Below are 14797 nucleotides of genomic sequence, written 5' to 3'. Positions count from 1 at the left end.
CCGCGCCGCGTGAGGGATACCTTGCTGTGATCGGTAGGTGCCAGGCCAGTATAGCCCCTGCCGGGACGAAAGTGTCACTTATGAATAGTTTCCTAAAATGCATTGAAATGATGCAAAATGGCAAGGCACACGCGCGATGACTCTGAGGAAATATACGATGAAGAAATGTGGTGTTTTATTCTTGCTGGCGGCCCGCCTGGCCGCAGCCGATGCAGCCGATGCAGCCGATGCAGTCAGCCAGACGCCGGCCGCGTTTGCGGGCAATCTGTTCGCCAAATGGAACGGCGCCGCAACGCCGGGCTGCGCGCTGGCCATCTCGCGCCCGGACCAGCCGGTGCTGAAGCTGGCCTACGGACAAGCCGACCTGGAACACGGCACGCCCAACACGCCGGATACGGTGTTCGAGGCCGGATCGGTATCCAAGCAATTCACCGCCGCCGCCGTGTTGCTGCTGGCGCAGGACGGCAAGCTGGCCTTGTCCGACGATGTGCGCAAATACCTGCCCGAGCTGCCCGACTACGGCAAGCCGATTACGCTGGACCACCTGCTCACCCATACCAGCGGCTTGCGCGACTGGGGCAGCATTGTGGAAATGGAAGGCTGGCCGCGCGGTACGCGTTCCGTCAGCATGGAGCAGGCGCTGACGGTGATTGCGCGCCAGCGCGGGCTCAATTTCCCGCCGGGCGAGCGCTACTCTTACAGCAACAGCGGCTATGTGCTGGCCGCGTTCGTGGTGCAGCGCGTGTCGGGCAAGACGCTGGCCGAATTTACGCGCGAGCGCATCTTCCAGCCGCTCGGGATGACGCGCACGCAATGGCGGGACAACTTCCGCCGCGTGGTGCCCGGCCGCGCCATCGCTTACAGCACGGCAGGCAAAGGCTACGAGCAGGACATGCCGTTCGAGGACGTTTACGGCCACGGCGGCCTGCTCACCACGGTGGGCGATCTGCTGATCTGGAACGAAGCGCTGACAGCCAATGCGCTGGGCAAGGGTATCAGCGCGCTGCTGGAACGCCGTCCGGTGCTGCCGGAGGGCAGGATCAGCAACTATGGGCATGGCCTGATCTCGCAAAGCTATCTCGGCGCGGCGGAGGTGTCGCACGACGGCGCCACGGCCGGCTACCGTACCTGGCTGGGACGCTATCCGGAGCGGCGCCTGTCGATAGCCTTGCTGTGCAACGCAGGCGACGTCAATCCCGGCAAGCTTGCGCGCGCAGTGGCGCAGGAGCTGCTTGCGCCATCGGCCGCAGCGCCAGCCGCCTTGGCTGCCCCGGTGGTTCCAGCCGCCGTCCCGGTGGCCGCCAGCGGCGCCGTTGCGCCTGCCGCTGCCTCGTCCGGGCTGGGCGTCTACGCCGGCACTTTCTACAACGAGCTGACCGCGAATCCGGTGATATTGGCGCTGCGCGACGGCGTACTCGTGCTGCCCAACGGCACGCCTTTGCGGCCGCTCCAGGAAGGCACCTTCGCCGTCAATGCCGGCACCTTCGCATTCTCGGGTCCGGACCGGTTCGTGGCAAACCCCGGCGGGGGCGAGGTGATGAGTTTCCGCCGGGTCGCCGCCGTGGCGCCAAGCAGCGCCGCCTTGAGCGCCTACACGGGCCGCTACGGCAGCGACGAGGCGCTGGCCAGCTACGATATCGCGCCGGACGGCGACAAGCTTGCTTTCCGGCTGTCCGGCAAGCCGGAAAGCGTACTCCGGCTCAAGCCGCTCGCGCCTGACGTCTTCGGGGCCGACGGCGTCGTGGTCCGGTTCGAACGCGACGGCGGCGGCCGCATCACCGGGGCCGTCGCGTCCACCAACCGCCTGTACGGCATGCATTTCAAGAAAGCGGGCCAGCCATGACGGTGGCGCGCCGCAACAACGTGCGGGTGGCCGGCAGCGGCGACGCCACGCTGGTGTTTGCGCACGGCTATGGCTGCGACCAGTCCATGTGGCGCCACGTGGCGCCGCGGCTGGGCGAGCGCTACCGCACCATCTGTTTCGACCTGGTGGGCAGCGGGGGCTCGGATGTGCGGGCGTATGACTTTCAGCGCTACAGCTCGCTGCACGCCTACGCCGAAGACCTGCTTGAGATTATCGACGCCTTTGCCACCGGTCCCGTGATCTACATCGGCCATTCCGTTAGCGCGATGACAGGCATGCTGGCCGCCATCCGGCAGCCCGGGAAATTCGCTGCGCAAGTGATGGTGGGGCCGTCGCCCTGCTTCATCAACGACGGCGACTATATCGGCGGCTACAACCGGGAGGACATCGACGGCCTGCTGGGCATGATGGACGAGCGCTACGACGAATGGGCCGGCGCGCTCGCGCCGGTGATCATGGGCACGCCGGAGCGGCCCGAGCTGGCCGAGGAGCTGACAGCCAGCTTCCGGCGCACCGACCGCGCGGTGGCGCGCCATTTCGCCCGCGTCACCTTCACGGCCGACCACCGCGCCGACGTGGCGAAGTGCACCACGCCCACGCTGATACTGCAATGCAGTGATGACCTCATCGCACCGCGCGAAGTGGGCGAATACCTGCTGCGCCAGCTGCCGTCCGCCCGCCTGGCCGTGATCGGCAATGTCGGCCATTGCCCGCACATGAGTTCCCCCGGCGCCAGTATCGACGCCATCGACGCTTTTCTGGCCCAGCTAAAGAATTAAGGCAGCGTGCGTTCCTGCGTAGCGGCGGAGAAGGTGAGGGAGCTGGCGGCCGGGCCGGAGGGCGCGGCGCCGAGGTTGACGGTGTTCAGCTGGGACGGCACGAAGTCGGACAGCACCGCGTGGTGCAGCACGGCGCCGGCTGGCAGCGCGGTCTTCGGCAATTCCTGGTAGATGGTGATGTTGGCGGCGTCGGCCGTGACGCCTACCCATTGCAGCGGCAGGCGCTGGCCGCCGGCCGTGATGTAGAACTGCTTTTCAACGTAGCGCCGCAGCACGGCCTGGTCCTCGGGCAGGCCCAGGTCGAACTGCCGCTGGTACAGATTGGCCAGCAGCGCCTCCACGTCGTGCGCGGTGTAGGTGTGCACGATTTCGGTACTGCCGGTGTTGGCGTTGTAGCTGATGTCGGTGATGCCCATGTGGTAGTTGTGGGCATGGGCAGGGACGTGCAGCGCCGCGCTGCAGAACAGCAGCGCGGCGGCGGCGGCCATCTTGCGGGCGCCGCGTGCCATCATTTCTTGGCTTCACCCTTGGCTTCGCCTTTGGCGTCACCCTTGATGTCGCCCGCCTCGGTCTTGGCGTCCTTGCCCTTGAGCGGGGTGTTGTAGTCCTTCATCATGTCTTCGCGGCCCTGTTCTTGCTTGTACAGTTCCATGCGCGACGGCGTGAGCTTGCGCGGCCAGGCGTTGTTGCTGGTGTCGATGTCGGCGGTCTCCCAGTTCGGGTCTTGCGTCAGGCTCACCATCGGCTCGTCGGTGACGATAACCTTGGTGATTTTCTTCGGCGAGTAGCGCCACACTTCGGCCGGCACGCGCTCGATGTACTTCTTGCCGCTCTTCAGCTCGATCTGCAGGATCAGCGGCATTACCAGCCCGCCCACGTTGGAGAAGTCCACCAGGTACAGGTGCTTGCCCTGTTCCAGCAGCTTCTTCTCCCACGGTTCCAGCTTCTCGACCGCCTCGGCGTAGTTGTTGCGGTCCTTGTTGGTGACGGTGTAGTCGTCGTGCTCGTTGTAGAAGTCCTTCAGCTCGGGATGCGCGTCGGTGCGGCGCGGCATGCCCTTGTTCTTGATGTCGGTCATCGACTCCGGCTCGGCCGCTTTCTGCTCCTTCTTCCAGGCTTTCTCGATCTCCGGATTCTTGGTGCTCACCGCCACTTCGCTGATGCCGTCCACGCTGATGTCCACCGCGTCGGTGGTGTAGAACCAGCCGCGCCAGAACCAGTCGAGGTCGGTGCCCGAGGCGTCTTCCATGGTGCGGAAGAAGTCGGCCGGGGTAGGACGCTTGAATTTCCAGCGGCGGCCGTACTCGCGGAAGGCGTGGTCGAACAGCTCGCGGCCCAGGATGGTTTCGCGCAGGATGTTCAGCGCCGTGGCTGGCTTGGCGTAGGCGTTGTTGCCGAACTGGAGCAGCGATTCCGAGTTCGTCATGATGGGCACCTGGTTGCGGCTGCGCATGTAGTCGACGATGGCGCGCGGTTCGCCGCGCGACTGCGGATAGTTCTCTTCCCATGCCTGCTCGGCCAGGTATTGCACGAAGGTGTTCAGGCCCTCATCCATCCAGGTCCACTGGCGCTCGTCGGAGTTGACGATCATCGGGAAGTAGTTGTGGCCCACTTCGTGGATGATGACGCCGATCAGGCCGTATTTGGCGCGCTTCGAATAGGTGATCTCGCCGGTTTTCTTGTCCTTGGTCGGGCGCGGGCCGTTGAAGGAGATCATCGGATATTCCATGCCGCCCACCGGGCCGTTCACCGAAATGGCGGTTGGATACGGATAGTCGAAGCTGAACTTGTTGTACTGCTCGATGGTGTGGATGATGGCCTGGGTGGAGAACTTCTCCCACAGCGGGTTGCCTTCCTTCGGATAGTAGGACATGGCCATCACATTGGTGCCGTCCTTCTTGTAGCCCTGCGCGTCCCAGATGAACTTGCGGCTGGAGGCCCAGGCGAAGTCGCGCACGTTCTTGGCCTTGAAGTGCCAGGTCTTGGTGGCGGTGCTGACCGATTTCTCGGCCGCTTCCGCTTCGGCCTGGGTGACGATGACCACCGGCTTGTCGCTGGTGCGGGCGCGCGCCAGGCGTTCGCGCTGGGCCGGGCTCAGCACCTGCTCCGGATTGAGCAGCTCGCCGGTACTGGCCACCACGTGGTCGGCCGGCACGGTCAGGCTGACGTCGTAGTCGCCGAATTCCAGCGTGAATTCGCCGGAGCCGATGAACTGCTTGTGTTGCCAGCCAGCCACATCGTAGTAGGCGGCCATGCGCGGGAACCACTGCGCCACTTCAAATAAAGTGTTTTTGTCCTGCTCGAAGTACTCGTAGCCGGAGCGGCCGCCCAGTACTTTCTGCTCGTTGATGTTGTACTGCCAGTCGATGGCGAAGCTGAACTTCTCGCCCGGCTTGAGCGGGGTCGGCAGGTCGATCCGCATCATGGTCTGGTTGACGGTGGTTTTCAGCGGCTGGCCGCCGGCGGTTTTCACCGCGCCGATCTTGAAGCCGCCGTCGAAGTCGCGGCCGGCCAGGATGCCGCGCATGCCTTCGAATTTCATGCCGTCTTCGGCGCCGCGGGCCTTGGTCCAGGCTTCGCGCGAAGGCGCGGTGAGCATGCGGCGGGCGTCGGAGTCCGGCTTGTAGATGTTCTGGTCCAGCTGCACCCACAGGTAGTGCAGGGTGTCGGGCGAGTTGTTGTGGTAGGTGACCTGGCCGCTGCCGGTGATGGCGCGCTTGGCTTCGTCCAGGGAGGCGCGGATGGTGTAGTCGGCGCGCTGCTGCCAGTAGGCGTGGCCGGGGGCGCCGGAGGCAGTGCGGTACTGCGTGGCGGTCGGCAGCAGCTCGTCGAGCTGGCGGAACTTGTCGTCGAATCCGTCGGCCGCTTGGGCCGACAAGGAGAGGCACAGTGCTGCAATACTGATCGGCAAACGCTTCATCATCCGCTATCCCTGTTTTCTAGTGAAAAAGTTAAGCGGTTATTCTAAAACGGCTATCTCGTCTGCTGTAATTTCATTTGTAAATAGGTTGATACATTGAAAGTCAGGTCAGCGCAAAGATCGTCGCGGCAAGCTGCGCAGCTTGATGCAGTTCCTTGTTTGAGAATGTTGTGTTCAAGTGATAATCCGCCGGGATGCGCAGATTCCGGATCGAGAACAGGGCATGGCTGACTGCAAGCGAACATAATTGCAGGTGCCGGGGAAGCTGCGGGGATGGATTGGCCAGCTGTGAGATTAGTTGATTATGGCGGCCATGTGCACGACCTGGTTGGCCCGGCATCGCCAACTTTGCATGAAATTGCTGGCTGCAGTGATAGGCCGCGTAGTAATAGCGACTGATGGCAGAGCGAATAGTGGCTTCAGAGCCTGCCTGTTGGCCAATGCTGTTGGCTGCTGATAGAAGCTCAGCAGGTGTGACCATCTTCGCCAGCCATGAAGACGATGGTGAATTGGCCGTCTTGCACAATCTGGTGCTGTAAGTCCTTTTCCGCGAGCGCCAGATTTGCCGCTACCATTGTTTCGGTATCACCCGCCACGTTAAAAAACAGTATTTCACCGTCGGCGCTATCGTGAGTCCAATCTTGCGGGGTGCAGTCACCTGGTTCATCTTCGTCCGGCCAGTAACAAGGACGTATTTCGGGGGGGGCGCTTAAGGTCAAATTCAGCTCTTGTATGACTTGCCGGGCCAGTTCAACACGATGGCGAATATCTTCAGGATATTTTTCGAGCAAGAATTGTGGCGCGTTCATTGCTGATCTCCGGCTGCACCTCAGATCAAGCCATTCTACGCCCACGAAATATGGTTTGCGCCGGTGTCAGCTTGATGCCGCGCAAGGCTGCGGTGGGGCGAGGTCAGGCGTTTTTCATCAGGCTGTCGCGCAGCGTGGTGAGCTGTTCTTTCATGTCCACCACCTGCTCCAGCGTGCAGTTGGTGGCGCCCAGGATTTCCGGCGGCAGCTTGGCCGCTTCCAGGCGCAGGGCGTCGCCGTGCTCGCTGAGGGCGATGATGACCTGGCGCTCGTCGTTCGGGCAGCGCGTGCGCGTCAGCAGGCCGGCCTGCTCCATGCGCTTGAGCAGCGGCGTGAGCGTGGCCGAGTCCAGGAACAGGCGCTCGCCCAGCTCGGACACGGTTTGCTCGTTCTTTTCCCATAGCACCATCATCACCAGGTACTGGGAATAGGTCAGCCCCAGCTTGCGCAGCAGCTTGCGGTACAATTTGTTCATCGCCAGCGAGGTCGAGTACAGGGCGAAGCACAGCTGGCCATCCAGGCGCGGCACGTGGCGCAGCGCGGGATCGGTGGTGTTGGTAGTGGTATCCATGTGCACAGTATAGATAGTGCACTATTCAATTGCAAGCAAACTCTGATGAAAGTTTGGCTGCGAGTTTTCAGCTAAGATGCGCGCATGTCCAAAATCGCTGTGGGGGAGGTCGCATGGGTGCACTCTTGAAGAGCCTGGGCTGGCTGGGCTGGTGCAGTGTGCTGGCCTGGACCGCCAGCGCCGGGGCGGCCGAGTGGCGCGGCTTGCTCGACGTGCGCGCGGTGGAGGCCGTTGCTGCGCGCAGCTGGACCGAGGCCGGCCTGGGGAAAATCCGCTATGACAACACGTCGAACCGGCTGGGAGTTGGCCAGGCCGTTGTGCGCGGGGATGCCGATTTGACCGATACGCTGTCGGCGTCGGCGGTGTTGAGCGCGGATGCGCAGCACCACGGCGTTGTCGATGTGCGCGAGGCGTGGCTGGAATGGAGCCCCTTGCCTGTCAACGCCTGGAAATTGCGGATGAAGGCGGGCTTCTTTTTCGCGCCCAGCAGCGTGGAAATCGACTATGCCGGCATTGCGTGGACCCCGGAACGCACCATATCGAGTTCCGCCATCAATAGCTGGCTAGGAGAGGAGCTGCGCACCAACGGGGTGGAGATGCAGCTGACGCATCTGGGCCGCCACAGCGGCGCCAGCTACGACTATGGAGTGACGCTGGGGACATTTTTCGGCAACGATCCGGCCGGCACGCTGCTGGCCTGGCGCGGCTGGACCATCAGCGACCGCATCGCCGGGCGCCACGAAGCGGTCTGGCTCGCCGATCTGCCGGTCTACCGCGCCGACGGCGCCATTCCGCGCCAGGACCGCCGCATCAGGCCGTTCCGGGAAATCGATGGCCGGCCCGGCTACTACATCGGCGGCAACTTCAAGCAAGGCGAGCGCGTGGAGCTTGCCGTCCAGCGCTATGACAACCGCGCCGACCCGCTGGTGGTCAAAGACGGCCAGTATGGCTGGCGGACCCGCTTCAGCCACGCCAGTCTGGTATTTCGGCCCGGCGGCGGCTGGGAATGGCTGGCGCAAGCCATGCACGGCGATACGCTGATGGGGAAAAATGCCGTTGCCCTGGACTTCCGGGCCTGGTATGTGCTGGCCAGCCACCCCGTGGGGCCTGGCCGCCTGGCGCTACGCTATGACCGCTTCAGTACCAGCGAGCATGACATTCTTCCGTCCGATCCCAACAATGAAAAAGGCAGATCGCTGGCATTGGCCTACACCTGGCCGCTGAACGATGGGGTGACGCTGGCGATGGAGTTGCTGGCGGTGGACAGCCAGCGCGCCGCGCGCAGCATGGTCAGCCTGCGCCCGGGGCAAGTGGAGCGCAGCGTGACCAGCTCGCTGCGCTGGCATTTCTGAGCTGCCAGGGAATCGCAGCGGCCGCAGGCCTCACAGCGGGGCGAAGGTGATGGTGAAGCGGCTGCCGCCGTCCGGCGTCGGTTCGTAAGCCAGGCTGCCGCCGAGGTAGTTGCAGATGCGCTGCGTGAGGCTCAGCCCGAGGCCGGTGCCGGCCGATCCCTGTGACGGCGGCGCGGCCTTGTCCGCAATGGCGGCGAGCACGGCGGCCGGCAGGCCGCCGCCCGTGTCCTCCACCACCAGCTGCCGCGCCTGATAGCGCACCGCCACTTCGCCGGCTTCGGTGTAGATGCAGGCGTTCTGGATCAGATTGCCCACGGCGGCGGCGCACAGCTCGGCCGGCGCATGCACGGTGAACGGAACCGACTCGCCCAGGCGCAGCTGCACGCCCTTGGCCGACGCCAGCGGCGCGTGGCGCGCCATCGCCCTGGCGACGATGGCGGCTATGTCCACCGGCGCCGCCTGCTCGGCCGTGGGCGCGCGCGCCAGCAGCAGCAATACCTGCACCAGTTCGCTGGCCTCCGTGGCGGCGCGGACTATCCGCTGGACGGGCGACCTTTCGGCGCAGTTCGCGCCCGGCTGCGCTTGCAACACCTCGGCTGCGCCGAGGATGACGGTCAGCGCGGTGCGCAGTTCGTGGCTGGCGTCGCCGGCGAAGCAGCGCTCGCGCTCCAGCGCCTGGTTCAGCGAGCTGGTGCGCTCGTTGAGGGCACGGGCCAGTTCGGCCAGTTCGCGCGGGTGGACGATGTCAGGCAAGGGCTGGCCGGACGCCACCGCCTCCGACAAGGCCGCCAACGGGTTGATCACGCCGCGCGCCAGATGCCCCGCCAAGAAGTAGGAGAACACTAGAAAGCCTATCATGCAGCAGGCCACCATGGAGTACACCACCACCTCCACCTTGTCGTAGTCGCTCTGGTGATCGACCACGACATAGGGGCGGCCTTCGGCGCTGCCCGCCAGCACATGCAGGCCGTGGCCCTCGATGTGCTTGTCGTGGATGCCGTCGGCCAGGTCGCGCAGCGCGTGCGGGATTTCCTGGTCCTGGTGGAAGCTGATCCCGGCCGGCATTTCGACCGTCAGCCCGGCGGCATGGCGCGGCACCGCCCACAGCGCGGCCTGCCGCAGCCGGGCGTCCACCAGATGCCCTTCTATGCCTTCCACCGTGAAGGTGGTGATCAGCGTGAAGCAAATCACCATGCCCAGCGCATACAAGGCATAGGCGGCGGTGATGCGGCGGCGCAGGGACATGGTCAGGATGCCTTGCGGGGATAGGGGAGGGTGGGCACGGAGCAGGCGGGTGGCAGTCGGAAAAAACTGAAATTAGCATCCGGGCCGTCAACACTTCGTCAAATAGGCGTGAGGAGCGCGTTAAATGCACGCGTCCCGACGGCGCCGACGCGCCCGCCATGTTGCAAGAACGTCACATCCCGCGCGCGGCCTGCGCCGTCTGGCCAGCGGTGATATTCTGCGCCAGTCCTTCCACTCTTCCCGCACATACTATGGCTGCCAACGCACAATGGGTCTGGTTCGCACTGGGTTCGGCCTTCTTCGCCGCCCTGACTTCGCTGCTGGGCAAGCTGGGCGTGACGGAGCTGAATTCGAATATGGCGACGTTTGTGCGTTCCATCGTGATCGTGGGCGTGACGGCCTGCGTGATCTCGCTGCGCAATGAGTGGCAGCGGCCGCCGCAGGCAAGCTGGTCCAGCTGGGCCTTCATTGTGCTGTCCGCCGTGGCGACGGGCTTGTCGTGGCTGTGCTACTACCGGGCTTTGCAGCTGGGGCCGCTCAGCAGCGTGGCGCCGGTCGACAAGCTCAGCGTTGCCCTGTCCATCCTGCTCGGCGCCGTGGTGCTGGGCGAACAGCTGAACTGGGCGGTCTGCGTGGGCGGCGGCTTGATCGTTGCCGGCTCGCTGGTGATCGTCAAATACGGCTGACTGCGGATTCCGTTGAGAATTTTTGCTGCAAGTTTTGCTTGTCAGTGAAGTACGATTTGGCTAAGGTGATACAGTCCGCTTCTCCAGAAAGCGGCTAGGGGACGAACGTAATGAAACGGACACCTGAATTGCGCGGCGAGGCTCCGGCCTTGCTGCTGGTTGAACTTGATCCTGTCACGGTCATCGACGGCGAGCGTTGCGAAGATACCTATCTGGCCGGCGATGTTGCCGCCGTTGGCGCCATGCGCGAATTCTGCCCGGCCTGCCGGCAAGGCCAGCTGCAGCTGGTGCCGCGCCAGGACAATGTGCGCATCGCCCATCTGTTCTGCTACCACTGCACGCGCTGCTTCGGCGCCCTGTTCGAGGACGGCACCCCGGCCTTGTGTGAATAGTCGCCGCTCCCTCATGTATGATGCTGGCTGGTAATAATTACTGATCAAACCAGTCAGGAGGGCGCAGTCCATGAACGACAACAACAAGGCCATCGTCCTGATCGCAGACGCGGCGCCGGACAAGCTGCTGTGGCTGAACGGCCTGCTGCAAGACCTCTACGAAGTGAAGCTGGCCGCCGACGGCCCGGCGGCGCTGCGCATCGCCCAGCAGATACCGCGCCCCGACCTGGTGCTGCTCGACGCCGGGCTGCCGCAGGTGGACGGTTTTGCCGTCTGCCAGCAGCTCAAGCGCAACCCGGACACGGCCGGCCTGCCGCTGCTGCTGATGGTGCCGCCCGGGCAGCCGGAGCTGGAGCAGCGCGGCCATTGCGACGGCGCGGCCGACGTCATCACCCAGCCCCTGGTCGCCGAAACCGTGCTGGCGCGCGTGGGCCTGCATTTGCAGCTGCGGCGTTCGGCCGAGCTGCTGGCCCGCCAGCGCCTGCACCTGGAAGAGCTGGTGACGGAAACCACGGTGGAACTGACCATGATGGTGGACGCGGTGATCTGGGCGCTGGCCTCGCTGGCCGAAACGCGCGACCATGAAAGCGCCAACCACATCCACCGCGTGCAGCGCTATGTGGTGGCGCTGGCGCGCGAGCTGCAGCACCATCCGCGCTTCAACCATGAGCTGAGCAACCGCAATATCGATTTCCTGTACAAGGCCGCCCCGCTGCACGACATCGGCAAGGTGGGCATCCCGGACGCCATCCTGCTCAAGCCGGGCCGCCTCAGCCCGGAGGAATTCGAGCAGATCAAGCTGCACACCGTCTACGGCCGCGACGCCATTGCCGGCGTGGAGCAGCACCTGGGCTTTTCCAACGACTTCCTGCGCTTCGCGCGCGAGATCGCTTATTCGCACCAGGAGAAGTTCGACGGCTCGGGCTATCCGCAAGGCCTGGCCGGCGAAGCCATCCCGGTGTCGGCGCGGCTGATGGCGGTGGCCGACGTGTACGACGCGCTGATCTCCAAGCGCGTCTACAAGCCGGCCTTCACCCACGAGACCGCCATTGAGCTGATACGCCAGGGCAGCGGCGAGCATTTCGACCCCGACGTGGTGGACGCCATGCTGATGGCCGAGCAGCGTTTCATGGAAATTGCCGCGGAATTTCAGGACGCCGTGCAATAAGCGTTGCTTTTGTATATGTAGCCGCAGGGCTATGCTATAGTCGTTTCAGCCCTGCGGCAGGCTGCACCGCCGCGTTCCACGTCGAGCATAGACATGCATTTGCGCATACATGGTTTCCTGGCGTTTGTCCTTGGCATCTGCATTACCGTGTGGGTGTGCATGTTCGTGTCCGACGCCCAGCAGCACAACCTGCGCACCAGCTTCCAGCGCGACACCGACAAGATTGCACGCGACACCAGCGTGCGCCTGCAAACCTATTTCGACACCCTGCTCAGCATCAAAGGCATGTATGCGGTGCGAAACGGCAATGTCAGCCGCGCCGAGTTCAACCACTACGTGCACGAGCTGCGCCTGGCCGAGCGTTATCCCGGTTTCCAGGCCATCCAGTTTGTGCGCGTGGTGCCGGCCGCCCAGCTGCCTGCCTTTGCCGCCGGCGTGCGCGCCGACACCAGCCTGCTGGCGGAGGGCTATCCCCAGTTCGCGCTGCACCCGGCCGCCGTGCGCGATCCGCACTACATCATTGAATACAACGAGCCCATGGTGGGCAATGAAAGCGCCTTCGGCCTGGACTTGGCCGCGCTGCCGCCGCACAAGCGGGCGCTGGAGATGGGGCGGGACAGCAACCTGATTATCGCCACCGAGCGCATTACGCTGGTGCAGGACGCCAGCGGCCAGCCCGGCTTCGTGGCGCGCGCGCCGGTGTACCGCAACGGGCCGGTGGACACGGTGGAGCAGCGCCGCGCGGCGCTGATCGGCTTTGTCGCCATCGTGTTCCGCGTGAACAACCTGATGCGCGAAGTGATCGATTCGCCCATGCTGGCCCATATGTCGATCCAGATCCACGACGGCGGCTATCTGCGCGACGACGTGCCGCTGCCGGCCACGGTAGACACGCTGATGTACGACAGCGCAGGCAAGATCGGCAGCGGCGCGCGCGCCTTGCCCTTGCCAGGCCTGACCACGCAGGCCACCTTCAACGTGGGCGAGCGGCGCTGGCTGGTGCAGTTCCAGGGCCATGCCGGCACGCGCTACAGCAGCGGCGACCTGCGCATCGGCCTGATCGCCGCCGCCGGCACGCTGATCAGCGCGCTGATCGCCATGCTGCTGGTGGCCTCGCAGCGCAACAGCGCGCTGGCCGGCCAGCTGCGGCGCGACATCGCCGAACGCGAGAAAACCGAGGCCGCGCTGGTGCAGACGCAGCACGGCCTGGAACGCAGCCTGGACGAGCTGGCCGCGCAGAAGGCCAACGCCGAGCTGGCGCACCGCGACCTGACGCTGGTGCTGGCCACGCTCAAGCAGGCGCAGGCCAATCTGATCACGTCCGAGAAAATGGCGTCGCTGGGCGCGCTGGTGGCCGGCATTGCGCACGAGCTGAACACGCCCATCGGCAACAGCCTGCTGACGGCCACCGCGCTGAGCGATATGGTGGCCGAGTTCGACCGCAAGCTGGCCGACGGCGGTGTGAAGAAGTCGGCGCTGGACGCGCATCTGCACGACGCGCGCACGGCCTGCGCCATTATCGCCAGTTCGCTGAGCCGGGCGGCGGAACTGATCACCTCGTTCAAGCAGGTGGCGGTGGACCAGACCAGCGGCCAGCGCCGCCGCTTCCTGCTGGCCGGCGTGGTGGGCGACGTGCTGGCCACCTTCGCCGCGCAGCTGCGGCGCGCCAATTGCGAGGTGGTGGTGGAAGTGCCGGAGCAGCTGGAATTCGATTCCTATCCGGGCAGCGTGAGCCAGGTGCTGAGCAATCTGATCAACAACGCCATGCTGCACGCCTTCGAAGGGCGCAACAGCGGCATGATACGGCTGCGCGCCGTGGCGCAGGGCAACGGCCAGGCGCAGATCGAGTTCAGCGACGACGGCGTGGGCATGTCGGCGCGCACGCTGCACCAGATTTTCGATCCCTTCTTCACCACCAAGATGGGGCAGGGCGGTTCGGGGCTGGGCATGAATATCGTCTACAACATCGTGACCGGCGTGCTGCACGGGACCATTGCCATCCAGTCCGAGCCCGGCCAGGGCACCACCGTGACGCTGGTGCTGCCGCTGGTGGCGCCGGTGCGCGATGGCGGCGAAGGCGAAGGTGAGGGGCAGGGCGCAGGGCAAGACCTGCGCCGGGCGGCGCTGACTCAGCCGTAGCGGGCGCGCAGCAGCTGCATCATGGCCACGTTCAGTTCCCACTGATTGGCCACCGGCTGGCCGGTGTAGGGCAGGGTTTGCAGATAGGGCGCGGGGCCGAATTCCGGCGTCATGGTCATCACTTCCGCGCCCGCGGCGCGGCGCAGCTCAACAATGCGGTCCCACCATTGCAGGTGCGCTTGCAGCGCATCGGCCGCTTCCGGCGCGCGGAAGTCTGCTACCTGCGGACTCTGGGCGTGGCCCACGCGGGCGTGGATGTGGCGCACGTGCGGCAGCGTGGCGGCCAGCGTGTGCGGCTGGTCTTCCAGCAGCGATTCGCAGGCGCAGCACCAGTGCGACAGGTCTGCCGTCAGCTGCAGCTGCGGCAGCTTTTCCAGGTAGGGCAGCAGCAGCATCGGGTGTCCGCTGAAGCGGCTGCGGTGGATTTCGTGCACGATGGGCACGCCGTGCTGCTGCGAAATGGCGTCCGCCAGCGCGATCAGCTCCAGGTTTTGCGCCTGGCTGTAGAAGTCCTTGCCGGTGTGCGTGTTCACCAGCAGCGGGCGCGCCGCGCAGGCGTTGTGCAGCAGCTCGGCCAGCGCCGTCTTGTGCGCGTCGAACTGCGGATGGAATACGGTTTCCCACTGCTGTGCGATCAGGGCCAGGCCGGCGTCCGCAATGCGGCCGGTCCAGTCCGCGCGCGCGGCAGCGTCCAGCGGCAGCGACATCTCTATGCCGTCAAAACCGGCCGCCGCCACCTTATCGATAAAGGCTTGCGGCGCCAGCTCGTTGCTGCCCCAGTGCGGGGCGAAAATCATCATTTTCACAAAAGTCTCCGTATGGCGGTTCGGCGGTATGGCGGGACGGTCGAGTAGGGCGGGTTAGCGGCGCAG

At 64.9% G+C, this 14797-nt stretch carries 14 protein-coding genes; 7 read left to right on the top strand and 7 right to left on the bottom strand.

Annotated elements, in window-relative coordinates:
* Positions 1-157: 157 nt before the first annotated feature.
* Positions 158-1843 carry a serine hydrolase domain-containing protein gene (locus KT882_RS26270; protein ID WP_228893693.1) on the top strand — a complete coding sequence of 562 codons (1686 nt, stop codon included), beginning with the start codon at positions 158-160 and terminating at the stop codon, positions 1841-1843.
* Positions 1840-2643 (top strand): alpha/beta fold hydrolase, encoded by an 804-nt coding sequence (locus KT882_RS26265; RefSeq protein WP_228893692.1) that lies wholly within the window; start codon positions 1840-1842, stop codon positions 2641-2643. Before KT882_RS26270 ends, KT882_RS26265 begins: the two co-directional genes overlap by 4 nt.
* Here KT882_RS26265 and KT882_RS26260 read toward each other — a convergent pair.
* The 5 genes from KT882_RS26260 to KT882_RS26240 all read right to left on the bottom strand — a co-directional run bounded on the left by KT882_RS26260 (position 2640) and on the right by KT882_RS26240 (position 6943).
* On the bottom strand, positions 2640-3155 hold the full coding sequence (locus KT882_RS26260) for a DUF6702 family protein (RefSeq protein WP_228893691.1): 516 nt from the start codon (positions 3153-3155) through the stop codon (positions 2640-2642). The two genes, KT882_RS26265 and KT882_RS26260, sit on opposite strands and share 4 nt — an antisense overlap.
* Complete coding sequence (locus KT882_RS26255) at positions 3152-5563, bottom strand: M1 family metallopeptidase (RefSeq protein ID WP_228896763.1); 2412 nt, start codon at positions 5561-5563, stop codon at positions 3152-3154. Before KT882_RS26255 ends, KT882_RS26260 begins: the two co-directional genes overlap by 4 nt.
* A gap of 103 nt (positions 5564-5666) precedes the next feature.
* Complete coding sequence (locus tag KT882_RS26250) at positions 5667-6044, bottom strand: hypothetical protein (RefSeq protein ID WP_161074645.1); 378 nt, start codon at positions 6042-6044, stop codon at positions 5667-5669.
* A complete protein-coding gene (locus KT882_RS26245) occupies positions 6028-6372 on the bottom strand; it encodes a hypothetical protein (RefSeq protein ID WP_161074646.1) in 345 nt (114 codons plus the stop codon). The genes KT882_RS26250 and KT882_RS26245 overlap by 17 nt, the downstream gene beginning before the upstream one ends.
* Before the next feature lie 103 nt (positions 6373-6475).
* A complete protein-coding gene (locus KT882_RS26240; protein ID WP_228893690.1) occupies positions 6476-6943 on the bottom strand; it encodes a MarR family winged helix-turn-helix transcriptional regulator in 468 nt (155 codons plus the stop codon).
* 113 nt (positions 6944-7056) lie between these two features.
* Between KT882_RS26240 and KT882_RS26235 the strand changes: the two genes are divergently transcribed.
* Positions 7057-8295 (top strand): hypothetical protein, encoded by a 1239-nt coding sequence (locus tag KT882_RS26235; protein WP_228893689.1) that lies wholly within the window; start codon positions 7057-7059, stop codon positions 8293-8295.
* A gap of 30 nt (positions 8296-8325) precedes the next feature.
* On the opposite strand, the gene KT882_RS26230 is transcribed toward KT882_RS26235, so the two are convergent.
* Complete coding sequence (locus KT882_RS26230) at positions 8326-9540, bottom strand: sensor histidine kinase (RefSeq protein ID WP_228893688.1); 1215 nt, start codon at positions 9538-9540, stop codon at positions 8326-8328.
* Between the two features lie 251 nt (positions 9541-9791).
* Here KT882_RS26230 and KT882_RS26225 point away from each other — a divergent pair, with 251 nt between their 5' ends.
* The 4 genes from KT882_RS26225 (at position 9792) to KT882_RS26210 (ending at position 13925) form a co-directional block, all read left to right on the top strand.
* Positions 9792-10226, top strand: coding sequence for an EamA family transporter (locus KT882_RS26225; protein WP_228893687.1), 435 nt, complete (start codon positions 9792-9794; stop codon positions 10224-10226).
* Positions 10227-10336: 110 nt separating this feature from the next.
* Entirely contained in the window at positions 10337-10618 is a 282-nt protein-coding gene (locus tag KT882_RS26220) for a hypothetical protein (RefSeq protein ID WP_228893686.1), read from the top strand.
* Between the two features lie 70 nt (positions 10619-10688).
* Entirely contained in the window at positions 10689-11786 is a 1098-nt protein-coding gene (locus KT882_RS26215; RefSeq protein WP_228893685.1) for an HD domain-containing phosphohydrolase, read from the top strand.
* A 93-nt stretch (positions 11787-11879) separates the two neighbouring features.
* Complete coding sequence (locus KT882_RS26210; RefSeq protein ID WP_228893684.1) at positions 11880-13925, top strand: CHASE domain-containing protein; 2046 nt, start codon at positions 11880-11882, stop codon at positions 13923-13925.
* Here KT882_RS26210 and KT882_RS26205 read toward each other — a convergent pair.
* Positions 13916-14725, bottom strand: a complete 810-nt coding sequence (locus KT882_RS26205) for a sugar phosphate isomerase/epimerase family protein (RefSeq protein WP_228896761.1) — start codon at positions 14723-14725, stop codon at positions 13916-13918. The genes KT882_RS26210 and KT882_RS26205 overlap by 10 nt on opposite strands.
* Positions 14726-14797 lie beyond the last annotated feature (72 nt).

Origin of the sequence: Pseudoduganella aquatica (assembly GCF_020865585.1) — a bacterium.
Taxonomy (GTDB): Bacteria; Pseudomonadota; Gammaproteobacteria; order Burkholderiales; family Burkholderiaceae_D; genus Rugamonas; species Rugamonas aquatica_A.
The sequence above is the reverse complement of the archived record's forward strand: the minus strand, read 5'-3'. Positions and strand labels throughout refer to the sequence as shown.